We start from the raw sequence: 22,640 nt of genomic DNA, 5'->3' as shown, positions 1-22,640 counted from the left end.
TCCAAACGAGACGCACGCTTTATGCATGATACTCGTTATGAATGAAAAAAAAGAGATACCGCATGCTCGGCAAGCGATACTCGTAAAGAATAAAAGCTTTTTGGAAGCTTATGAAATCATTATTATGAAAAAGGAGATTCTATCATGGAAAAATTAGATCAATTTTATGGACTGTTTATTGACGGTGCATTTTGCGAAAGTTCGGATAAGGCTAGATTTAAAACCTATTCCCCGGCGACCGGCGAAGTTCTTGCGGAGGTTGCGGAAGCTACGAGAGAAGACGTGGACCGCGCAGTATCTTGTGCATGGAAAGCCTTTGCATCCTGGAAGAAGCTGGATAAGGTAAGCCGCTCCAAGATTCTACTGGACATTGCGGATATTATCGATGCCAATAAAGAGCATTTGGCCAGAGTGGAAAGTATGGATAACGGTAAGCCGGTAAGAGAGACTCTTGCTGTAGATGTTCCCTTGGCGGCAGACCATTTCCGCTACTTTGCCGGAGCAATTCGTACGGAAGAGGATTCTGCAACCTTCTTCGATGAAAATACCCTTTCCCTTATTATCCATGAGCCAATCGGGGTCGTGGGACAGATTGTACCTTGGAACTTCCCCTTCTTAATGGCGGCATGGAAGCTTGCGCCGGTACTTGCGTCCGGTTGCTGCAGCGTATTAAAGACCAGCTCTTCCACACCGCTGAGTGTACTGGAGCTGATGAAGCTGATAAAAGATATCGTACCGAAGGGTGTGATTAATGTCATTTCCGGCTCCGGATCCAAGTCCGGCCAGTATATGCTGGAGCATAAAGGCTTCAGAAAGCTTGCTTTTACAGGCTCTACAGAGGTGGGATACAGCGTGGCAAAGGCGGCGGCGGACCGCTTGATTCCGGCAACCTTGGAGCTTGGCGGAAAGTCGGCTAATATCGTTTTCCCGGATTGTGATTTCGATATGGCAATTGACGGATTGCAGCTCGGAATCCTCTTTAACCAGGGTCAGGTATGCTGTGCGGGTTCCCGTGTATTTGTCCATGAGGATATTTACGACAAATTTGTGGAAGCGGCAGTGGAGCAGTTTAACAAGGTTAAGGTCGGAAATCCGTTGGAAGCGGACACGCAGATGGGAGCACAGATTAATGCAAAGCAGGTACAGAAGATTCAGTCCTGTGTAGATATTGCGGTGCAGGACGGAGCGAAGATTGCCTGCGGCGGAAGAGTCTTTGATGAAGGAGAACTGAGTAAGGGCGCCTTCTATCGTCCGACACTTCTTATCAATGTGGACAATTCGATGCGTGCAGCCAGAGAGGAAATCTTCGGGCCGGTTGCGGTAGTGATTAAGTTTAAGACCGAGGAAGAAGTGATTGCCATGGCAAACGACTCCGAGTACGGTCTTGGCGGAGCGGTTTGGACAAGAGACATCAACAGAGCAATGCGTGTGGCCAGAGGCATTGAGACGGGACGAATTTGGATCAATACTTACAATGCTATACCCGCAGGAGCACCGTTTGGCGGCGTGAAGACCTCCGGTGTGGGAAGAGAGACGCATAAGGTAATCTTAGAGCACTACACACAGATGAAGAACATCTATATCAATCTGAAGGAAGAGCCGTCCGGTTTCTATCCGAAGAAATAAGACAGCAAGGGGCTGTAAAAAAATCAAAATAGTTTTCCAAGCAATATAGGTCTAAATTTGGGGCACGCTTTCGCTAGCTTCTCCTGACTGAGCAGTGGTTTTGTTAACCACTGCTCACTTTGCTTCGAAAAGTAACTTCCTTCGGAAGTTGGTCTGTAACAGGACGACTTTTCTGATGAAAAGTCTGTCCTTACGGATACTACGCGAAAAACTTCGATTCTCTTGTTTTTCGCAAGTATCGGGCTCAGACTACCCCTCATTTAGACCTATATTGCCGAAAATCTATTTATTATTTTGATTCATAACGAGTATCGTGCGCAAAGCGTGTGATATCTCGTTTTTTACAGCCCTTTTTCTATTTATAAAATGAGAGAAAGAATTAAGAAAATAGTTCTAGGATTTTGTCTTCCGTTTTATATAGTAGCAACTGAGCACAAATAGAAAGTGAGGACAAGCATTTTGAAAAAGAAATTATGGATTCCCCTCTTGGGATTATCACTTGCATTGGCTGCTTGCGGAAACCAAGCCGGCAATACGAAAGAAAATACAAGTAACGAAGCGACAGAAAAAGCAGAAGTGAAGGAAAGTGAGAAGGCGGAGTCTTCGGAAAAGTCTGAAAAGAACGAAGAAACGGTAATGGAAACAGACAGTCGTGCGGGAGCGGGGGAGTCCGATGCTCCAATCAGTAAGGCTAAGCTCAAGTTGAAGTATTCCAATCTGGTGGATACGGAAACAAGAGAGAGGGTGGAAGCGGCTTTAAAGAATGCCGGACTTAAGGAGGATAAAATCAAGTCTTTTTTTGCCGCAGTGGACGAATACAATAACGCAGTGGGAAAAGAGAACCTGGTACAGGAGATGACTACGATTGACGCCGGATTTCCGAGCCTGGACAGTGATAAACTCGTAGATGCCTGGCTGGATAAGGGAGGATATGTCGGACGGAACTGCAGAATCACCGCGTTCTCCCTGATGGGAGACTTTATTACCGTAGGAAATCCGACTCCGGGGGAAACGACCATGCTTTTCTCCGACTTTGATGCCATTTCCGCGAAAAAAATCTTTACCGGAGAGGCAAAGAAGAACTATGATACTGTTTTTTCCTATATCGATGTGGAAAATACAAAAGACACGGCTGTCTTATCCGCGGATATCGTTCAATCCTGGAAAGAGAAAGAAATTTCCTTCCACAATGATAAGATGCACATGATTTCCGTCTTTATGACCATGGATGATGGACTGAATAAGGTGCAGGAGTTTATCGGACATGTCGGCGTTTTGGTACAGGACGGTGATAAGTTCTTGTTTATCGAGAAGCTGGCCTTTGAACTGCCCTACCAGGTAGATGAGTTTTCTTCTTTACAAGAGGTAAATGACTATCTGATGGGCTACTATGATAAGGATGCGGACGGGCTTACGGCAAAACCCGTTATCTTCCAAGATGGAGAGGTTATGAAGGAATACAGGGTTTTGGACTGATAAAAAAATATTGACAAAGGGATGTTCATTCTGTATCATTAGTCTGTTGCAATAGAAGCGACACAGTTAGGAGCAGTCTTAACTTGCCGGCGTGGCGGAATAGGTAGACGCACAGGACTTAAAATCCTGCGGGACATAAATCTCATACCGGTTCGACCCCGGTCGCCGGCAGCAAAGGAGAATAATCGGTGAGAGATCTCGCCGGTTTTTTTATACCTTTCCTGTGCAGAATATGGAGATGTACCCAAGTGGTTGAAGGGTCCGCACTCGAAATGCGGTAGGTCGGGTAACCGGCGCGAGGGTTCAAATCCCTCCATCTCCGTGATTTTAAAACGCTAGATTTTAAGCCTTTAATGGCTTGTGGTCTAGCGTTTTTGCTTGTTTTTACTTCCTTTTTTGTAAGATGCTTTTACAACTCTCATCACTTCTCTTTGTGTGGGCTGCTCCTCAAATAAGGCGTAAGCATCTGCCCATTTACCATTTTTCTAAGCCGATACTTCCCGGAAGGAAGCTGGTCAACGCCTTTAGGAAGTTTATTCATACTTGCCTCCTATGAATTCTCGTATAGGTATTCCGGCGCTATGTCCGTTTCATCATCCCATACTACAGTTCCGTCCTCGACGTGAGCCGTAGAAAAGAAATCCTCATTTTTAAGTTTCTCGTATATCGGTTTGTGAAGTTGCGGAAGAAAGTCGAAAATTCCTTTTTTACCGTCTATAAAAGTAAGCAGAAGCTTATGGTTTTTTGCTACTTGAACATCTTTAACTATCCACTTTGGAATATGCATAGTGTTGTCCTCCTTTTATTTTAGTGGATCTATTTTGTAAAGTGGCTGCTCTGATATTGCTAAGTCCCAATTTGCAAGCAGTTCGTCCTTATGGATTTCAGCCCAAGCGCTAATTAATTTAATTTGTTTCTTTGGTATTTCACCTTCTATAAGGTCTCCGTCCAAAGTGAAAGTAGCATAGTAGCCTTGATAGCTTGCATGGAAATGGGGTGGATTGTGTTCCCCATTGTTATACATTCTGATAATGATTCCATAAAACATAGATATTGTTGGCATAGTATTAATCCCCCTATCCTCCTAATCTCTCCAGTAAAGCCTCCTGTAGTACTTGGGAAAAGTTTATACCTTGTGCTAAGGCTTTCTCATTCAGCCACACGGGGATAGTGAGGTTTTTTCGCACAGACTTATTGAAGTGTAACTTTGCATACTCATCAGCATCAACACTGATAAGATTTACAAAATAATCCGACGGCTTACCTGCCCCCAATTCTTCTGCATAGGCAACAGGATCTACTGTATCAACAGGAGAGGAGACAGGGAATGGATCGCCGTCACGTTTCAAACCAACAAGCTGTAAAGCTAAGCACTCAACAGCCATGTTCATGGCATCGTTTAAATCGTTTCCACAGGTCGCAACATCAAAATCGGGGAATAAAACGGAATATCTCCCGTCGTCTTCTTTGTAAAATATTGCCGGATATATACTTAACATGGTTAGCTCCTCTCTATTCCTGCTTGTTTGTAGATAGAACACTCGGTAAACTTAGTAAGCTCCTTAGTGTGGAAGGGGATTGTTACCTTGCCCTTTTTAATCGGGTGCTTGTACTGCCTGTGTGAGCCTTCTTGACTTACAAGGTACCAGCCGTCTTTTAATATGATTCTTTCCATTTCCTTGGCTTTCTTCGGCATAATACTTTCCCCTCTCTATTTCTTTAGGTATAGTCTATCCCAGGAACACGCATTAAGTCAATACGCATAACCCTAAGCCTGTAATCTCTCCATTAAAGCTTCCTGCAGTACCTGCGAGAAGTTTATACCTTGTGCTAAGGCCTTTTCATTCAGCCATTCCGGAATAGTGAGTGTTTTTTTTACGGCTTTGTTCAAATTCTGTTTTCTGTAGATCTCTGTATCACAGGCTATAAAGTTCTGAAATTCTCCAGCCTCTAAGGGAAGTTTTTCGGAGGGTGCCGGAATAGACAAGCCTTTATCCTCATAACTAACTAAGGTCATGGCCAAGACATCTTCTGCCATATAGAGGGCATCACCTAAGTCGTCTCCACAGGTGTAGCAACTTTCCAAGTCTGGGAAGTTTACGGAAAATTGTCCATTGTCTTCAGGTGTAAATACTGCCGGATAAACGTATTTCATATATTTTCTCCTTCCGGAAGAGGGGCTATCTCAGCCCCGCATCCTTTAAAATTCTGTTTAGTGTTCCGGTTGCTATCTCTTTTGATTGGTGTCTCGGTAGTCTGAAGCTTTTCCTTGTGATTTCACTGTATCATTCATCATGTTCTTTACCATGTTCTACTAGGTAGCAACCATTTTTCTTCAAGAGTTTACTTAGTTCTGAAACTTTCATTTTCTTTCTCCTCTCTTAATACGTGTTATACACGTGCAAAATAAGTATGTCAAGACTTTTTATATGGAATGTAGATGAAGATTTGGAATGTGTACCGGTCAAGACTGATTGCGCCTACTATTAGTCTTACGGCATTCCGGTTATCCCTACACTCGGAAAGCTTGGAGTCCGGTCTTTTTGTGGATATAAACAATTTCTAAAAACCTTGACAGGGATAGGGGCGGGTGATACTCTGTAGAGAACGTTAGCACTCGAACTATATGATTGCTAACAGGGTTTCGAAGGGCAAGAAGAAGGTACTCCGGAAGAGTTTCTCGCCGGATAGGAAAGACATGGCGGAGGGATTCTCGAGTTTCCGTTTCGCCTTTCAAAAGGATGGGTATGAAAATGAATAAATTAGTGGAAGCACTAAAGAAATGGATAGAGAAAAGAGAAGAAGGAGTAGAGAAAAAAGGAAGAATTTCCGCAATTTCCAGGGAAATTCCGAAGACCAAGGGAGAGGCCTGTTCGGAGAAGAAGAGCGGAGAAGAGGATAAAAATGCTGAACAGGCAAAGTCAAACGAAAAGACAGGGGAGGCTTTGCAAGCATTTTCCGAAGAAGAAAAAGACAGAGGAGGACAGGCTATGCGAGTAGTACCGGTTTACAACATGATGATTTTGCCCAATTCCTATATTTATTTTCAGATTGATAATTTCAGGACTTTGGCAGGAAAGACGGTAGAAGAGGGCGATAAGCTTCTTTTGGCCGTTTTACATAAAAATGAGGTGGATACCAGGGCACTTCACAAGGAAGAAGTGCATCCTATCGGCGTGGAAGGGACGATTAAAGAAATCAGTAAGGACGGTTATGCGGTAGTGGAAACCGGAAATCGAGTGCGTATTGATGCACTTTCTCAGGTGGAAGGTGAACCGCTCCTTTTGCAAACCACGCCCTTATATGATGTGGAAGATGTGGATCGAGAGGAAGCGGCTAAGAAATTACAGGAGATTAAAGAGGAGTTAAAAGGCTTGGTGGAGCGCTTCCATGCAGGAAAAGTCATGGCGGGGATGATCGACCACCATCAGGCGATACAGGAGGTGGCGTGTGTGCTTTCTCCCTGGCTAAGTCTCAACAATGAAGAAAGATATCGCGTTTTGCAGGAGGATAGACTTTCCGTCCGCACGAAAATGCTGGAGCAGATAATCTATGAATATATCGAGGTGACGAAGGTTACCACCGATGCAAGAACCCAGCAGCAGGAAGATTATCAGAAGCTGTATAAGGAGCAGGCGCTCCAGAAACAGATTGATTACCTCCAGAAAGAGCTGGATGAGATGCATCCGGAGAAGGTTTCCGACCTTCGAAAGTTTGAGCTGCGTATTGCGGAAGCCGGGATGAATGAAACGGCAAAGAAGGAAGCCGGAAAGATTTTAAATCGACTGAAGAATGAGGGGACGAACGGACAGGAAGCCGGTATGCTCTATGATTATCTGGATTTTGTGACCGGACTTTCCTGGAAGAAGGAAGAACAGAAGGAAATTGACCTGGATGAGGCGGAGAAGATTTTATCGGAGGACCATTTCGGCTTAAAGAAGGTTAAGGAAAGGATGATTCAGCAGATTGCGGTCATGAATCTGAAGAAGCAGCAGTCCGGCTCCATTCTTCTCTTTGTGGGAGCTCCCGGTACAGGGAAAACCAGTATCGGAAAGAGCATTGCGAAAGCGCTGGGAAGAAAATATGTTCGCGTGAGTCTTGGCGGTGTACGAGACGAGGCGGACATTCGCGGGCACAGAAGAACCTATCTCGGTGCCATGCCCGGTCGAATCATGGACGGCATACAAAAGGCAGGTGTTTCCAATCCGGTCATGGTACTGGATGAGGTGGATAAGCTTTCCGCCTCCTATAACGGTGATCCAGCTGCGGCCCTTCTTGAGGTTTTGGATCCGGAGCAGAATAATACTTTTACCGACCACTACATGAATGTGCCTTATGATCTGTCCGATGTGCTCTTTATCTGTACGGCAAATTCTCTGGATACCATACCGGCGCCGCTCTTAAATCGTATGGAAGTCATCCAGTATCAGGGTTATACTCCGAAAGAAAAGTTTGAGATTGCAAAGCGCCACCTCCTTCGAAAGTCCTTAAAGGGGGTAGGTTTACAACAGGAAAATGTGGAAATTACGGACGAAGCCCTGGAAAATATTATCTCCGATTATACGAGAGAAGCCGGCGTCAGAGGCTTAAAGAAGAGACTGGATACCTTATGCCGCATTGCGGCGGTCCATCTTGTTAAGGGGAAGGGAGAGAAGATTTCCGTAGGAAAGGGAGACCTTAGAGAATATCTGGACATGAACCCGCTGCATAGAAGAGAAGTAAAGGAAGAAGGAAAGCCGGGGATTGTTACAGGTCTTGCCTGGACCGCGGTAGGCGGAGAAATCCTCTATATCGAAAGTATGTTCACGAAGGGTGAAGGGAAGCTGAATATCACCGGACAGCTCGGCGATGTGATGAAGGAGTCTGCACAGATTGCCATCAGCTTGGTAAAGTCCATGTTCCCCGATAAGGCGAAGCTCTTTAAGGAAAATGATTTGCATATTCACGTTCCGGACGGGGCAACTCCGAAGGACGGACCCTCAGCGGGAATTACGCTTACTATTGCCCTTGCCTCTTTAGTGACGGGACAGGCTGTCAGTCCGCGGATTGCCATGACCGGAGAGGTTTCTCTGGAAGGCTTGGTGAACCCCATCGGCGGACTTCCGGAAAAGCTCATGGCGGCGGAACGTGCCGGTGTAAAGACCGTTCTGATTCCGAAGGCAAACGAAGATGATCTTCGGGACGTTCCGGATGAGGTCAAGGAGAAGCTGCAGATTCTTCCGGTAAAGACAGTGGAAGAAGGCTTGGAACTTTGTGAGATAAAATACACGAAATCCGGACTGGAAGTCGTTTAGAAAAAGAGAAAATTGTTCAAAAAGATGCCTCATTCTTTATGGATGAGGTATCTTTTTTAGTGCAAAAAATTAAATTTATTAAGAATGGGCAGAAAAACTATATTTTTTTAAAATAGAATCTATAATTAAGCTTGTTTTTTGTAACTCGTTGTCTTGGGTTTTAGGAGGAGAGCCTATGTTAAGTAAAAAGGAACGAGTCCTTGCCGTACTCGAAAGAGAAGCGGTAGACAGGCCGCCGATTTCCGCATGGAGACATTTTACGGAATCGGAGCACGATGGAGTGGATCCCTTTGTGGAAGCGATGTTGAACTGGCAGGAAAAGTGGGATTTCGATTACATGAAATTACAGCCCAGAGCCTCTTATTATGAAGAAGCTTTCGGAGCGGAGTTTGATTATACGAAATACGCGGGAGTTCTTCCGACCTGCATTAAAGCACCGATTGAGAAGGAATCCGATTTTGACGCACTTACGGAAGTATCCGGGAGTCATAAAATCTTTCAGGAACAGGCGGAAGTGATTCGGAAAATACGGGAAAAGGTAGGAGATGAGATTCCGATTTTCCAAACAATCATGTGTCCGACCAGTATCTTACAAAAAATCTGCAATATCAATCCGATCGGCAGATACCGGGAAGCAAGCCGCGAGGATTTGCTTGTGCAAACGATGAAAAATCATCCGGAAAAGGTGCATCACGCGCTAAAAGTGATTACAAAAACACTGCAGAATTATGCGGAAGAGCTAAAGAAAGCCGGAACCTTCGGCGTATTCTATGGGGCGACCGGATTGTCCCGTGACTCTTACCTTCATTATTCCGAGTGGGAAGAATTTGTGAAGCCCTATGATTTTGAGGTTTTCGAGGCGATGCGTCCTATGAAACTGATGGTGCATGCCTGCGGAATCTATGTGCATCCGGAGTATTTTGCCCATTATCCGATTGATATTTTACACTGGCCGGAAAGTGCAATAGGAAATCCCTCTTTAGACAGCTCGAAAGAGTGGCTGGATCCGAAAATCACACCCATGGGGGGCTGTGATGAGCGGTTATTCGGGCAACATAAGGAGATAGAAATCAACCTTCGAACGAGAGACGCCGTAAAGCGGATGAAGGGTATTCCCTTCTTCCTTGCACCGGATTGTTCCCTTGCACTCAATACCTACGATGAAGAACTCAAAGCTTTTATAGAGGCGGGAAAGGAGACCGTATGACTTGGCAAGCTACATTTACTTGCGTAGTATTCTTGATTACATTGATTTTACTGGTTTGGCAAAAGGTTCCCATGGTCATTCTCGGAGCTGCAATTCCGGCCGTGCTTGCCATAGCGGGTGTTATTGATCCGAAGGAAGCTTACTCGGATTTCGGAAATACTACGGTTGTATTCTTTATGGGACTCGTTGTGGTCGGTGAAGCCTTCTTTAAAACGGGTCTTGCGGAATTCCTCGGCGGAAAAATCATCGGACTCCTCGGAAAGACGGAAAAGGGTCTAATCCTGGGGACGGGCATTGTTGCCGGCGGTCTTTCTTCTTTCTTAAATGATACCGGTTCAACGGCCTGCCTTATGCCGATTGTAGGCTCCATGGCAGACAAGGCAAATGTCAAGAAGTCCAAGCTTCTTATGGCTCTTGCCTATTTTGCATCTCTTGGCGGAACCGTTACCCTTGTCGGAACAACGCCCCATATCGTGGCAAACGGTATTTTAAAGGACAACGGACTTCGTGAATTCGGGTTTTTTGAGTATACAAAAATCGGTTTACCGCTCCTTATCATCGGTATTCTGTATATGTGCTTTTTCGGCGTAAAACTTCTTCCGGAAAAGGATGTAGAAAGTGCTGCGGTAAACAGAGTCAGTGAAAAGAATCCCGGAAAGATGCTTCTCGTGGCTGTTATCTTTATCGGTGTACTGGTTTCCATGGCCACCAATATTATTCCCATGCATATTGCCGGGGTTATCGGAGCCATTTTGGTTGTGTTGACAGGTTGCATTACCGCGGAGGAAGCCGTTAAAGCATTCCCGACTTCGACAGTCTTTATCGTAGGCGGTATTTTCCCGTTGAGTAAGGCGCTGGTCTCCACAAAGGCTGCGGAATTCATGGTTCAGGCGGTGCAGCCCGTTCTGTCTCATTTTCCGCCCATCATTTTGCTCGGAGCGATTACATTCCTGATGATTTTCGTAACGCAGTTCCTGATGAACAGTTCGGCAACGGTACTGGTTCTGCCAATCGCCATTCTTCTTTCTCAGGCAGCAGGCATTAACCCTCTGGCATCCGCCATGGCTGTTTCCGTCTGCGCATCCGGTGCCTTTGCGACGCCTTTCGGAACGGCTCCGAATCTCCTGGTATGGGAGGCAGGCGGCTATTCCATTAAGGACTATTTCCGTTGCGGTTTCCCGATGTGCATCATCTTCGGACTGGTTGTGACCATTCTTTGCGGAATTTTCTATTTGTAAGGGGAAAAAGAAAAAAAGGGGATTAAGGAAAAGAAAAAGGGGGAGCTGAGAGCTCTTCCTTTTTTGTGTTTAAACATTTAGAGAAATACCAATGTCTTTTAAAATACTTGTGAAAGATAAGCGAAAGTTTAAGAGTGTCTCAAAATGAAACATATGATAAGGTGCTTTGTTTAATATAGTAATAATGCACTAAAATCTATCCGTATATTTTTAACAAAATTAGTGATATTGCACGAATGTTATAGAAAAATTATTGTAAATATTCTAATATAGACACATGCATTAGGAGAAAACATTTTATGTTTTCCATCGTAAAAATATTAGGAGGTATGTGAATGAAGAAAAGAAGTTTAATTGCCAGTTTACTCTGTGTGGCATTATTAAGTGCCTGCGGTGGAGGTGCAGCAAAGACAGAAAGTAATGATGCAAAAGCAAGTGGAGATAAAGTTCAAATTGCTGTTTGCGGCCCAATGACCGGGGATAATTCAGAATATGGAATCGGATTTTACAATGCTGCAGTATTAAAGGCGAAGGAATGGAACGACAATGGAGGCGTTTTAGGAAAGCAGATTGAAATTGTACAGTATGACGACAAGAATACCGCTGAAGAAGCGACAACCATTGCACAGAAAATCATTTCCGATAAAAAAATATTAGGCGTTATTGGACACTTCTCCTCCGGCGTATGTATGACAGCAGCTCCTATTTACCAAGAAAACAAGGTTATCGAAATTTCTCCGTCTGCTTCTCACCCAGATTATTCGGGAATTGGAGATTATATCTTTAGAAATAATACAGTTATTTCTAAGGAGGCCGCTGCAAGTGTTGATATTGCAGTGAACGACTTAGGAAAGAAAAAAGTCGGTATCATTAGCATCATGACAGATTGGGGAACCAATACTTCTTCTATCATTAAGGAGTTGGTTGCAAAGACAGATGCAGAAGTCGTTGCACACGAAGAAGTTATGGAAGGATCTGACGATTATACTCCGGCTATTACTAAGTTAAATGAGGCCGGTGCAGATGTGGTAATCTGCTGTGGAATGTACAATTTGGTTGCACCGGTTGCCAAGCAGTACAAACAGATTAATCCTGATATCAGCATTGTGGGATTTTCCAATGCATACAGTCAGCAGCTAATCGAGCTTGGCGGAAGTGCAGTGGAGGGGGTTTGCTTCCCGGTTATCTTCTTCTCCGAGTCTGATGATCCGACCATTAAGTCTTATGTAGAATCTTACAAGACGGCTTATGGAAATGCTCCGTCCGCCCTTACTTCTCAGGCTTATGATTCAGTAGGTATCCTTCTTACTGCAATTAAGGATGCAAACACAACCGATTCCGAGGCAGTAAAGAATCAGCTCTATAAGACTGCTTATCAGGGAGTAACCGGAGAAATCAAGTTTGATGAGAACGGTGATGTAGATAAGCAATTCGTAAAAGTAACCATTAAAGATGGTAAATTCGTAAAAATGGATAAGTAATAAAGTCTAGTCTATTTGAGAAGGATGGGAAAGAACATGAAACATGTTTTTTCCCATCCTAAAATAAAGAGATATTTTGATATCTATACAGGAGTAGCTATGGTCACACAGCAAATTATTAATGGTTTAGCGTTAGGAATGGGATATGCTCTAATTGCTGTAGGATATTCCTTGGTGTTTGGAATTCTTCGTCTTGTCAATTTCTCGCACGGCGCAATTTATGCTTTTGGCGCAGAGATGGCTATGGTTTTTATAGGCATGCATTTTGGAATAGTTCCAGGCATAGTTGCAGCAATGCTGCTGACAGGAATTCTGGGAATAGCAATTGATAAAGCGGCATTAGAACCTTTGCGGAAGAAAAAGTCCCCGCCGATTGCTTCTTTGATTACCACTATCGGTATTTCCAATATTATAACGAATCTCTTAATTATCTTTTTGGGTTCGGAAAAAAGAAGCTTTCCATCTATATTTGGAGAGGGAAACGTGATGATTGGAAAGTTTCCAATTTCTATCACCCAAATCATGATGTTTGTGGTGTCTGTTCTTCTTATGGGAATTCTCATGTTTATCGTATTTAAGACGAAAATAGGACTTGCCATGAGAGCCTGTGAACAAAACCCGAAAGCGGCAAATCTGATGGGAGTAAATGTGAATTTTATTATCTCCTTCACGTTTTTCCTGGCGGGCGTTTCGGCAACAATTGCCGGTGCACTGGTAAGTGGATATTATCAGATTGTATATCCCAACATGGGATTTATGGCGGGGCTTAAGGCCTTTGCTGCAGCAGTTTTAGGCGGCATCGGCAGCCTTCCCGGAGCTTTAATTGGTGGACTTATGGTCGGCGTTTCGGAGAGTATGGCAGCCACATTCCTGGGGTCAACCTATAGAGATTCCATCGCCTTTATCATTTTGATTCTTGTGCTTTTACTAAGACCGCAAGGATTATTCGGACGGAAAGGGATAACGAAGGTGTAAGTTATGGCAGAGAATAAAGATAGAAATACTTCTACAGCAAAAGAAAGGAAGAGCTTTGCTATTGCTGAAATGTTGAACTTGCATCAGTTGGAAAAATGGGTACATGAGAAGAAACAGATTTTACTTCCTGCTTTGATTCTTTTTTTACTGGCTTTTCCGTTTATTTTGTCTAACCAGTACTTACTGACCGTTAGTATAAAAATCGGAATTTACAGTATTTTGGCTCTGGGATTAAATGTTTTAACAGGATATACCGGACTCGTTTCTTTGGGACATGCAGGATTTGTGGCTATTGGAGCTTATAGTAGTGCGATTCTTTCCATGAAAGCAGGGCTACCATTCTTTCCGTCAGTTCTTTTAGGTATGCTTTTAGCCGGTGCAATTGGCGTAGTTCTGGGGCTTCCCAGTCTTCGTGTAACAGGAACGTATCTCTCCATTATTACTTTGGGGTTCGGAGAGATTATGAAAATGATTCTGATGAACTGGCAAAGCGTTACAGGCGGAACCTTGGGAATAAAGAACATTCCGAAACCTGAGATTTTCGGAATGGAATTAACTGTTCAGAATTACGGATTATACTATCTTGCTCTTTTTTTCCTTATTCTTGTCAGTGTATTCTGCTTCTTTTTGGTTCGTTCCAAGACAGGTAGAGCATTAAGAGGAATCAAGGGAGATGAGCTTGCTTCCACTATGATGGGAGTCAATGTAAATTTTTATAAGATACTGGCTATGGTCATTTCCGCCATGATTTGTGCTTTGGGCGGTTCTCTATATTCCCGTTTAATTGGCTATGTGGATCCGAACACCTTCAACTTTGATGTATCTACGATGATACTCAGTATCGTGATTTTAGGAGGAATGGGAACACAGAGAGGGATGTATATCGGTGCTATTTTGCTGATTGCCTTTCCGGAAGTATCTCGTTTCCTTATGGAGTACCGTTTCGTACTGTACGGCGTGATTCTGGTATTGATGATGCGTTTCCGCCCGGCAGGTTTATTAGGATGGAAATCCAGGCTTCCCTATCCTCTTTCCCGTCAGGCTAAGGAGGATTTGGCAAAAGAGAGTAAGGAGCTAGTATGAGTACGGATGAAATGCTTTTAGAGGTTAAAAATCTGTCCAAGCAATTCGGTGGTATTAAAGCTGTTGATAACGTGAATCTACAGATTAGAAGAGGAGAAATAATCAGTGTTATCGGTCCCAACGGGGCAGGAAAAACAACTGTTTTCAATCTGCTGACAGGAATTTATAAGCCGGATTCTGGAGAAATATATTTTAGAGGGGAAGCCATTCATCATCTTCCGCCGATTGAAATTGTACATAAAGGGATAGCCAGAACATTCCAAAATATTCGACTTTTTCATGACATGAGAGTAATAGAAAATGTTCTGGTGGGAACTCATCACAGAACAAAATATACATTTTTGGATTCCAGCTTTAGAACGAAACGCTTTAGAAAAGAGGAAGATGAAAGAGTAATACAGGCGATTAGGCTTTTGCAGCTTTTAAAGCTGGATCATAGAAGAGATGAATATGCGGCAAACCTTCCCTATGGAGATCAAAGAAAGGTAGAAATCGCGAGAGCAATTGCTACCGGAGCCAAGCTGATTCTACTGGATGAGCCTGCAGCCGGTATGAATCCCCAGGAATCCTTGGAACTTATGGGATTTATCCGGGAGCTTAGAGATATGGGATATACCATTTTAATGATTGAGCATGATATGAGTGTGGTAATGAACATTTCCGACAGAATCTATGTAATCGATCATGGAAAGCCTATTGCAGACGGTTTGCCAAAAGAAATCGCAAATAATAAGCAGGTAATAGAGGCGTACTTGGGAGGGCTGCAAAATGCTGAAAATTCAGGGACTTAATACGCATTATGGGGCAATTCACGCCTTAAAGGGAATTGATCTGGAAATTCATAAGGGAGAGGTTGTTTCCTTGATAGGAAGCAATGGTGCAGGAAAGAGTACCCTGTTAAGCACTGTAACAGGAATTCAGAAGGCCAGTAGCGGAAAGGTGATGCTTTATGATGAAGACATTACCAATATCGCTCCCTACCAGTTAAGTAAGAAGAAAATCAGTATTTCTCCGGAAGGAAGAGAAGTTTTTCCGGATTTGACGGTGCTTGAAAATTTAAGAATTGGAGCATTCTCCATCAGTAATAAGGGAGAGATTGAGAAGAACTACGATCGAGTATTCGCTTTGTTTCCGAGATTAAAAGAAAGAATCAAGCAACAGGCCGGAACTCTTTCCGGCGGTGAGCAGCAGATGCTTGCGGTTGGACGTGCACTGATGTCTTCTCCGGAGCTCTTGTTCTTGGATGAACCGTCTCTGGGTCTTGCACCCAATATTGTTTTATTGATTTTTGACATGATTAAGGAAATACAGAAGCAGGGAGTAACCATACTTCTTGTAGAGCAGAATGCAAACTTGGCATTACAGACTTCTAATCGCGCCTATGTATTAGAGAATGGACTCATTACTATGCAGGGAGATGCGAAGGAAATTGCAAACAATCCTAAAGTAAAGGAAGCATATTTAGGAATAGGATAAAGAAAGGATAAAGCATGAAAAAGATTATTAACAAGCCGGAAGATGTAGTAAAAGAGTGTCTCATGGGCTTACAGATGGCAAATAGTGACACCTTGGAATATATCCCGGAAAAGGAAGTTATTTATCGCAAAAATATGGATAAGAAAGTTGCAGTTATTTCCGGGGGTGGAGCTGGTCATGAACCACTTCATGCCGGCTTTGTAGGAAAAGGAATGCTGGATGCAGCAGTTTCAGGAAATGTTTTCTCCTCTCCAAGTCCGGACCGCATTGAAGCCGCTATTGAGAAGGTGGAAAAAGGACAGGGTGTACTATTTGTAATTAAGAATTACTCCGGCGATATTATGAATTTCGGTATGGCACAGGATATGGCTGAAATGGAAGGTATCCAGGTAGAAAGCGTTGTAGTAAAGGATGACGTGGCAGTGCCGGACAGTACCTATTCCACAGGAAGAAGAGGAATTGCAGGTACCATGTTTGTTCATAAAATTGCAGGTGCTATGGCTGAAACAGGAGCTCCTCTTAGTGAAGTGGCAGGAGTGGCAAGAGAGGTGGTCGCAAACCTTAGAAGTATGGGTATGGCGATGAGCCCCTGCATTTTACCTGCGGTAGGAAGACCTGGATTTACTTTGGGAGAAAATGAAATTGAAATCGGCATGGGTATTCATGGAGAACCCGGAGTAGAAAAGACTACCATGAAGACCGCAAAAGAGATTGCGGAGATTTTGCTTCAGAAAATTCTGGATGATTATGATTATGAAGGCAGTGAAGTAGCGGTACTGGTAAATGGTTTAGGAGGAACTCCTCTTATGGAACTTTATATCCTGAACTATGAAGTACAAAAATTATTGAAGGAAAAGAATATCACCTCATATAAGACCTTTGTGGGGAACTATACCACTTCCTTAGAGATGACAGGATGCTCTCTTTCTTTATTAAAGCTGAACGACAAGATGAAGACGCTTTTGGATGCGTCCTGTGATACCCCGGCTTTTAAGATTGATTAATGAGGAGGAAATATGAATTTTACATTAACCAGTAAAGATTATATGGACTATATTGTTGCCGTTAATCAGGAATTAAATGAAAAAGAGGAGTACATTACCAATCTCGATCTTGCAACGGGTGATGGAGACCATTGGGCAAATCTACACATGGGCTTTACAAAGCTTACCGAAGAAAAGGAAAGATTGGAGGCCTTGGACATAAGCTCTGAATTAAAAGAAATCGGAAAGATTATGATGGCGGTAATCGGAGGCTCTTCCGGAGTTCTCTACGGCAGTGCTTATCTGCATGCTTCCAAAGTGATGAAGGATAAGGACTCTATCCATAAAGAGGAACTTTTTGAAATTTTAAACGCAATGCTCAATGCAATTATGGAAAGAGGACAGGCTAAGCCCGGATTTAAAACAATGATTGACAGCTTGTATCCTGCAGTAGAAGAGTATAAGGCTGCTTTGGAAGAGGGAGTAAGTGTTGATGATTTGTGTAAGAGAGTAGCGGCTGCAGCAGAAAAGGGTGCAGAAGAAACCAGAAATATGGAATCTATTAAAGGAAGAGCAACCTATCAGAGTAATAAGGGAATGGGGCATCTGGATCCCGGTGCGGTTACTATGGCGTTGCAAATCAAGGTCTTAATGGACAAAGCATTAGAAAAAAGAGGGAATTAGATGCAAGAATCCAAAAGAAACCTAGTTAAAATGGCATTTTCGGGAGAAAAAATGCAGGAAGTCCCTGCAGGATTTTGGCATCATTTTCTCCCGGAAAAGGAACAGTTTGCCAAGCCCGGTGATAAGGCTGCACAAGAAAGAGCCATAGAAGGGCATAAAAAGTTTTTTGAGGAAGTTAAGCCGGATATCATGAAGATTATGAATGATGCATTTATCGGACATCCGACTGTGATGGAAAATCCTCTTAGAAACGGTGAGGACCTTCTTGCTATAAAAAGTCTCCCGGAAGATCATCCTTGGATTACGGAGCAGGTGGAACATCTGAAAAAGATGACAGAGTTTTTTTCAGACAAGGTAATGTGTTTTTATAATATTTTCTCTCCTGTGCAGTGGATTCGAATTCGATTAGAATTTTTTGATTTGGATTTTGAACGCTTTGTGTATCTGGCGGAAAATTATCCCAAGGAATTGCAGCATGCGGGAAAAGAGCTCGGAAAGGATATTCAGACTTTGGTAAGAAAACTTCTTACTGAAACAAAACTGGACGGCATTTATTATTGTGTGCAAAATGTACAGAGCCCGAAATATGACCAAAAAACATACAAGGAAATCGTGGGAGAGGACGAGCTTGCTGTCTTAAAACTGGCAAATGAATTAAGTCCTTATAACATCCTCCACATTTGCGGCTATGCACATCACAAAAACAATTTAGATTTCTATAGAGACTATGAAGCGGGAGCTTATAACTGGGCAGTACATACGGAAGGCGTCAGCTTATCGGAGGGCAGAAAATTATTCCCCGGAAAATGCATACTCGGCGGTTTTGATAACAATCCTAAAACACTGATAACAGAAGGAGATAGAACGGATGTAGAAAAATTTGCTGAGGATTGCATAGAGGAGAGTAAATATCGCTCCTTCATTCTCGGAGCAGATTGTTCGGTACCGAACAGCATCTCAAATGAACGCTTACGTTGGATAACGTATTGTGCACAGAAGAATAGAGAACAGGGAGAGTAAGCATGGAAAACAGAAAAGAATTAATGAATGCCTTTTTGGCAAATGAAGAAGGCGAAAGAGTTATTGGAGGATTCTGGCATCATTTCGTGTCCTTTCATAATCACTATGGGTGGGAAGATTCGAGCATTATGAGGACGGTTGTTGCTGAACAAAAAAAATATATCGATGAGGCAAAGCCGGATTTCATCAAAATTATGTCTGATGGGTTCTTTGGACATCCGTCTCTTTGCAAGTCTACTATTACTACACTGGAGCAGTTAAAAGAAGTACAATCCGTTGGGGAGAATCATCCATGGATTCAAGCACAAGTAGATTATGTAAAGGAAATCTGTGCTCATGCAGGGAAAGATGTATACAAGTACTACAATATCTTTTCTCCGCTACAGTACATTCGTCTTCGCTTTGAGGAATACGATGAGGATTTTACAAAGTTTACCAGACTTTTCAAGGAAGATCCCCAATCCATGATTATGGTTGCAAAGCGTATCGCAGAGGACACAAAGGCACTCGTAAAGAGGCTGTTTACAGAAACGGACGTAGACGGAATTTACTACAGTGTGCAGTGTGTACAGGACAAAAGTTTTACAGAAGAAGTGCATAAAGAAAGAGTACAGCCATTGGATCTGGAAGTTTTAAATGAGATTCTTAAGTATACAGATAATGTACTCCTCCATATTTGCGGATATGGAAAGTATACAAACCATCTGGAATGGTATAAAGATTATCCCGTAAAGGCTTTCAACTGGGCGATTTATTCCGAGAATATTTCTCTAGCGGAAGGGAAAAAGATATTGAACAATAAGCCTGTTTTCGGCGGCTTTGACAATGCGGAGGGAAGCCTTCTGTATACCGGAACAAGAGAAGAGATAAAGAAAGAAATTTATCGTATTCTGGATGAGAGTGGCACGAAAGGAGTAGGACTAGGTGCTGACTGTACCATCAGAGAGGATATCGATTTGGAAAGACTGCAGTGGATTAAAGATATTTCCGCAGAGTATGCAAAGGAAAAGAAATAAATTCTGACAGTAGTATATAGTGCTTTAAAAAGGTCAGAAAGACAAGTGCTCAGATTGCAATTTTTATGTAATTCAATTTGAGCACTTTTTAGTATAATGAATGCATTCTAACAACAAAAATAAACTGGAAGAGATGCTGTTCAATTCTGTTTTATCAATGAATTAAAGCAATGGGAGAGAGCGATGGCGGTCAAGTCTTATTTGAATCAATTTGCAAATATAGTCTCGGATGTATTAAATATCGATGTAATTATTGTGGATTCGAATCTGAATTTGCTTGGCCAAAAGCTGGTCTTTTATGATATGTATCAAAAAATCGACTATGGATCCCTCATTTATACGGTTATTGAAAGCGGTGAACAGTTCTATGTAAAAAACAGAGAGTCTGTCCCTAAATGCAAAGAGTGTAAGGGGTATGCGCAATGTAAAATTGACGGTTTTGTGGGAGTTCCTATCCGAGATAAGACGGAGGTGATAGGAGCTCTTGCTTTAATTGTCAGCAAAAAAAGAGGGAAGAATTTTTTTGAAAAAATAGATTCTACTTTTCTCTTTATGGACAATATGGCAGAGCTTATAGGAAAACGAATTATTGAACACCAATCCAAAAAGAAAATACGGGAAAGACTGACAAGGGCGGAATCTATTATTGCAGCGATTCCGGAGGCCTTGTTGTATTGTGACCGTTTTGGAAATATCATTTATCACAATGCGTCTTTTCAATCCATTTTTCAGTTAAAAAATCCCATTAACAATATTCGGGATTTGTCGGAGGAGTTGGAAAAATATCTACAAAAGGGGAAAGGAATAGAAGAGGCTAAAATAACGATAGAAAAAGGCACATATTCTTTTTATGGAACAATCAGTTTGATTCCTGTAAGCGTAGAAGATGATAAAAAAGAATTTTTGTGTAAGTTTAAGTCCTATAGTCAAATACAAAAAGAATCCAATGTATATTCCACAAGCACTATGGTGACATTTTCCTGGCTTTCTAAATATGTGGGAAAGGAAACCATAGAAGAATGTAAAAATATGGCTTTGAAAAATGAGTGCTTATTGATAAAAAGTGAGGACAATGCTCTTAATGAGCTGATTGGAAAAGCTATTATAAACTATTCTGAACGTCGTTTGAAGCAACTCAAGGTCATCTATATGCAGAATGTATACAGAGAGCTGATGAATACCTTTATGTTTGATGATAGAGGAATGCTTTGGCAGATGCAGGGAGGCAGTCTGATTATTGTACAACCTGAAAAAATGCTATTGATTGCTCAGGAAAAATTAGCAAGATATCTGGAAAAGGAATTAGAAAAGGTGAAGAAAAGAGAACAAGAACAGCTTTCCATTCAATTTGTTTTTTGTACAAGTGAGAACCTGGAAGACTTAGTTCGAGAAAAGCTTTTTTCTTACCGGCTATACTCCATCATTGTGCAAAATAAAATAGTGGATTTTCAGACCGTATATAATAATAAGGCTGTTTTTGAACGGTTTTTTCATAGTGCCGTGTTGTATTATAGTAAAATGTATGGCAAAAAAGAATCCTCCGGAATTGATGAATTATATCAAAAACTCTGGAAATTAATAGGGTAAAAAAGATTTAAGTACGATAGAAACCTATTTAGAAAGTTATTTTAAAAATGATGGAATAGATGAAAAAGAGTTGGGCTTAATTAGTTATGAAGGCACTGTCAAAGACATGGAAAGAAATGGCTTGGAACAGTTAATTAAAGGAGATTATACGGTGAAACAAATTTGTCAGCGTTTAGGAATATCCAGAAGCAGCTTTTATCGAAAGATAGAACAATATCAGTTGGATTACAAAAAGCGAAAAGAATAAATAGTATAATAAATTTTTGAACAAAAGGGGGGAATAGATAATTGATATGTACCCTCTTTTTTGTAGGCCAAATTCTTAAGTGTTTATAATTAAATTTAAACCTATCAATAAATATACGAAACAAACAAATTGTTGACAAATAGAAAGCAAAAGAATAATATTATGCACAAGGGAACGTTCCCGCATGAGTTTGAAATCGCTGTAATGAAGTACGAAGGAATATATAAATGATTACAATTAAAGACATTGCGGGTTTAGCCGGGGTATCAAAATCAACAGTATCCAGAGTTCTTACCGGAACGGGGTATGTGAATGACGAGACACGGGAAAAAATCGAAAAAGTTATAAAAGAAAATAGTTATGAACCGTCGGAGTCAGCCAGGAGTTTACCTAAAAGGATTACTAATACAATTGGAGTAGTGGTTCCGGAGATAGATAATAGTTTTTATACGGAAGTTTTAAATGGCATTAGCCAGGTGGTTGATCAGAATAACTTTAATATTATATATTTTAATACAAACAATAGTCTTGCAAAAGAAGAAAAAGCACTTCAGATGCTTAAAGCGCAGAGGGTCCGTGGGGTTATCCTAGCTCCAGCAGTTGACTATTCTGAGCCGGAGGCTACTAAAAAACTCAAGTTGTTGTTAGAAAAAATAAATGCGCCGGTAGTTTTGTTAGATAGAGATATAGACGGTATTAGCCTAGATAAAGTAGTGTATGACAATTTTGGAAGCGCTTTTGCAGCAACGGAGGCTTTAATTAAGGCGGGGAACAAGACGGTAGGAATAATAACAGGAGACTTGAATTTAAAACATGCAAGAGGGAGATATGAAGGCTATTTGGAAGCGATGAAGCAATACAATATTCCGGTTATTGAAAAGTATGTACTGCATGGTGATTTCATGGCGGATACTGCCTACTCTTTAGCTTGGAAAATGTATGAACAAAGGGATATCCCTGATGGCATAATATCATGCAACAATAGAACAACGTTGGGATTCCTGAGAGCAACAAGAGAGAGAAAAATGAAGCTGGGTAGAGAAATCGCCTTTGTGGGAATCGATCATATTGACGTGTTAGACATTATTGACTACAAATATTCACATGTAACGAGAGATACTGTGGAAATGGGAAGAGCTACCATGCAGCTTCTAATGGATAGAATAAAGAATCCTCTAAAGATGAACACGGTACAAATAGTGCCATATAAATTAGTTTTAAAGGGAACAGAACTTAGGAAATAAAAG

At 42.0% G+C, this 22,640-nt stretch carries 23 protein-coding genes and 2 tRNA genes; 19 read left to right on the top strand and 6 right to left on the bottom strand.

What is annotated here, in order from left to right:
- Positions 1-144 precede the first annotated feature (144 nt).
- The 4 genes from HMPREF9624_RS06995 (at position 145) to HMPREF9624_RS06980 (ending at position 3,424) form a co-directional block, all read left to right on the top strand.
- Complete coding sequence (locus HMPREF9624_RS06995) at positions 145-1,626, top strand: aldehyde dehydrogenase family protein (protein WP_009537154.1); 1,482 nt, start codon at positions 145-147, stop codon at positions 1,624-1,626.
- A 459-nt stretch (positions 1,627-2,085) separates the two neighbouring features.
- Positions 2,086-3,102 (top strand): DUF4300 family protein, encoded by a 1,017-nt coding sequence (locus HMPREF9624_RS06990; protein WP_009537153.1) that lies wholly within the window; start codon positions 2,086-2,088, stop codon positions 3,100-3,102.
- 85 nt (positions 3,103-3,187) lie between these two features.
- Positions 3,188-3,273, top strand: a tRNA-Leu gene (locus HMPREF9624_RS06985).
- A gap of 63 nt (positions 3,274-3,336) precedes the next feature.
- A tRNA-Ser gene (locus tag HMPREF9624_RS06980) sits at positions 3,337-3,424 on the top strand.
- A 228-nt stretch (positions 3,425-3,652) separates the two neighbouring features.
- On the opposite strand, the gene HMPREF9624_RS06975 is transcribed toward HMPREF9624_RS06980, so the two are convergent.
- The 6 genes from HMPREF9624_RS06975 to HMPREF9624_RS12305 form a co-directional block, all read right to left on the bottom strand.
- Positions 3,653-3,889 carry a DUF2442 domain-containing protein gene (locus HMPREF9624_RS06975; RefSeq protein WP_009427691.1) on the bottom strand — a complete coding sequence of 79 codons (237 nt, stop codon included), beginning with the start codon at positions 3,887-3,889 and terminating at the stop codon, positions 3,653-3,655.
- A gap of 15 nt (positions 3,890-3,904) precedes the next feature.
- Positions 3,905-4,165 carry a DUF4160 domain-containing protein gene (locus tag HMPREF9624_RS06970; RefSeq protein WP_009537152.1) on the bottom strand — a complete coding sequence of 87 codons (261 nt, stop codon included), beginning with the start codon at positions 4,163-4,165 and terminating at the stop codon, positions 3,905-3,907.
- A 13-nt stretch (positions 4,166-4,178) separates the two neighbouring features.
- Positions 4,179-4,601, bottom strand: a complete 423-nt coding sequence (locus HMPREF9624_RS06965; RefSeq protein ID WP_009428338.1) for a type II toxin-antitoxin system HicB family antitoxin — start codon at positions 4,599-4,601, stop codon at positions 4,179-4,181.
- A gap of 2 nt (positions 4,602-4,603) precedes the next feature.
- A complete protein-coding gene (locus tag HMPREF9624_RS06960; RefSeq protein WP_009429558.1) occupies positions 4,604-4,798 on the bottom strand; it encodes a type II toxin-antitoxin system HicA family toxin in 195 nt (64 codons plus the stop codon).
- Positions 4,799-4,870: 72 nt separating this feature from the next.
- A complete protein-coding gene (locus HMPREF9624_RS06955; protein WP_009537151.1) occupies positions 4,871-5,257 on the bottom strand; it encodes a type II toxin-antitoxin system HicB family antitoxin in 387 nt (128 codons plus the stop codon).
- A 25-nt stretch (positions 5,258-5,282) separates the two neighbouring features.
- Positions 5,283-5,378: a type II toxin-antitoxin system HicA family toxin gene (locus HMPREF9624_RS12305; RefSeq protein WP_255348639.1), complete on the bottom strand. Its 96-nt coding sequence runs from the start codon at positions 5,376-5,378 to the stop codon at positions 5,283-5,285.
- A 471-nt stretch (positions 5,379-5,849) separates the two neighbouring features.
- Between HMPREF9624_RS12305 and lon the strand changes: the two genes are divergently transcribed.
- From lon to HMPREF9624_RS06880, 15 genes are all read left to right on the top strand, one after another.
- Complete coding sequence (gene lon / locus HMPREF9624_RS06945; RefSeq protein ID WP_009537150.1) at positions 5,850-8,396, top strand: endopeptidase La; 2,547 nt, start codon at positions 5,850-5,852, stop codon at positions 8,394-8,396.
- Between the two features lie 175 nt (positions 8,397-8,571).
- Positions 8,572-9,603, top strand: coding sequence for a uroporphyrinogen decarboxylase family protein (locus tag HMPREF9624_RS06940; RefSeq protein ID WP_009537149.1), 1,032 nt, complete (start codon positions 8,572-8,574; stop codon positions 9,601-9,603).
- The gene (locus HMPREF9624_RS06935; RefSeq protein ID WP_009428807.1) at positions 9,600-10,841 is read left to right on the top strand and encodes an SLC13 family permease; all 1,242 of its coding nucleotides are present in this window, start codon (positions 9,600-9,602) and stop codon (positions 10,839-10,841) included. The genes HMPREF9624_RS06940 and HMPREF9624_RS06935 overlap by 4 nt, the downstream gene beginning before the upstream one ends.
- Before the next feature lie 335 nt (positions 10,842-11,176).
- Entirely contained in the window at positions 11,177-12,322 is a 1,146-nt protein-coding gene (locus HMPREF9624_RS06930; protein ID WP_009537148.1) for an ABC transporter substrate-binding protein, read from the top strand.
- 99 nt (positions 12,323-12,421) lie between these two features.
- Entirely contained in the window at positions 12,422-13,297 is an 876-nt protein-coding gene (locus HMPREF9624_RS06925; RefSeq protein ID WP_009537147.1) for a branched-chain amino acid ABC transporter permease, read from the top strand.
- A 3-nt stretch (positions 13,298-13,300) separates the two neighbouring features.
- Positions 13,301-14,380: a branched-chain amino acid ABC transporter permease gene (locus tag HMPREF9624_RS06920; protein WP_009537146.1), complete on the top strand. Its 1,080-nt coding sequence runs from the start codon at positions 13,301-13,303 to the stop codon at positions 14,378-14,380.
- The gene (locus HMPREF9624_RS06915; RefSeq protein WP_009537145.1) at positions 14,377-15,171 is read left to right on the top strand and encodes an ABC transporter ATP-binding protein; all 795 of its coding nucleotides are present in this window, start codon (positions 14,377-14,379) and stop codon (positions 15,169-15,171) included. The genes HMPREF9624_RS06920 and HMPREF9624_RS06915 overlap by 4 nt, the downstream gene beginning before the upstream one ends.
- Positions 15,149-15,856, top strand: a complete 708-nt coding sequence (locus HMPREF9624_RS06910) for an ABC transporter ATP-binding protein (RefSeq protein WP_009537144.1) — start codon at positions 15,149-15,151, stop codon at positions 15,854-15,856. Before HMPREF9624_RS06915 ends, HMPREF9624_RS06910 begins: the two co-directional genes overlap by 23 nt.
- A 14-nt stretch (positions 15,857-15,870) precedes the next feature.
- A complete protein-coding gene (gene dhaK / locus HMPREF9624_RS06905; protein WP_009537143.1) occupies positions 15,871-16,860 on the top strand; it encodes a dihydroxyacetone kinase subunit DhaK in 990 nt (329 codons plus the stop codon).
- Between the two features lie 12 nt (positions 16,861-16,872).
- Positions 16,873-17,523, top strand: coding sequence for a dihydroxyacetone kinase subunit DhaL (gene dhaL, locus HMPREF9624_RS06900; RefSeq protein WP_009537142.1), 651 nt, complete (start codon positions 16,873-16,875; stop codon positions 17,521-17,523).
- Positions 17,524-18,543: a uroporphyrinogen decarboxylase/cobalamine-independent methonine synthase family protein gene (locus tag HMPREF9624_RS06895; RefSeq protein ID WP_009537141.1), complete on the top strand. Its 1,020-nt coding sequence runs from the start codon at positions 17,524-17,526 to the stop codon at positions 18,541-18,543.
- 2 nt (positions 18,544-18,545) lie between these two features.
- A complete protein-coding gene (locus HMPREF9624_RS06890) occupies positions 18,546-19,559 on the top strand; it encodes a uroporphyrinogen decarboxylase/cobalamine-independent methonine synthase family protein (RefSeq protein ID WP_009537140.1) in 1,014 nt (337 codons plus the stop codon).
- A 183-nt stretch (positions 19,560-19,742) separates the two neighbouring features.
- Positions 19,743-21,146, top strand: coding sequence for a sigma 54-interacting transcriptional regulator (locus HMPREF9624_RS06885; RefSeq protein ID WP_009537139.1), 1,404 nt, complete (start codon positions 19,743-19,745; stop codon positions 21,144-21,146).
- 106 nt (positions 21,147-21,252) lie between these two features.
- Positions 21,253-21,393, top strand: coding sequence for a helix-turn-helix domain-containing protein (locus tag HMPREF9624_RS12300; protein ID WP_242822630.1), 141 nt, complete (start codon positions 21,253-21,255; stop codon positions 21,391-21,393).
- A 227-nt stretch (positions 21,394-21,620) separates the two neighbouring features.
- Complete coding sequence (locus tag HMPREF9624_RS06880) at positions 21,621-22,637, top strand: LacI family DNA-binding transcriptional regulator (RefSeq protein ID WP_009537138.1); 1,017 nt, start codon at positions 21,621-21,623, stop codon at positions 22,635-22,637.
- The last annotated feature ends 3 nt before the right edge of the window (positions 22,638-22,640 follow it).

The sequence above is a fragment of the Oribacterium asaccharolyticum ACB7 genome (assembly GCF_000238075.1).
GTDB classification, from domain to species: Bacteria; Bacillota; Clostridia; order Lachnospirales; family Lachnospiraceae; genus Oribacterium; species Oribacterium asaccharolyticum.
This window is presented reverse-complemented; position numbering and strand designations above follow the sequence as displayed.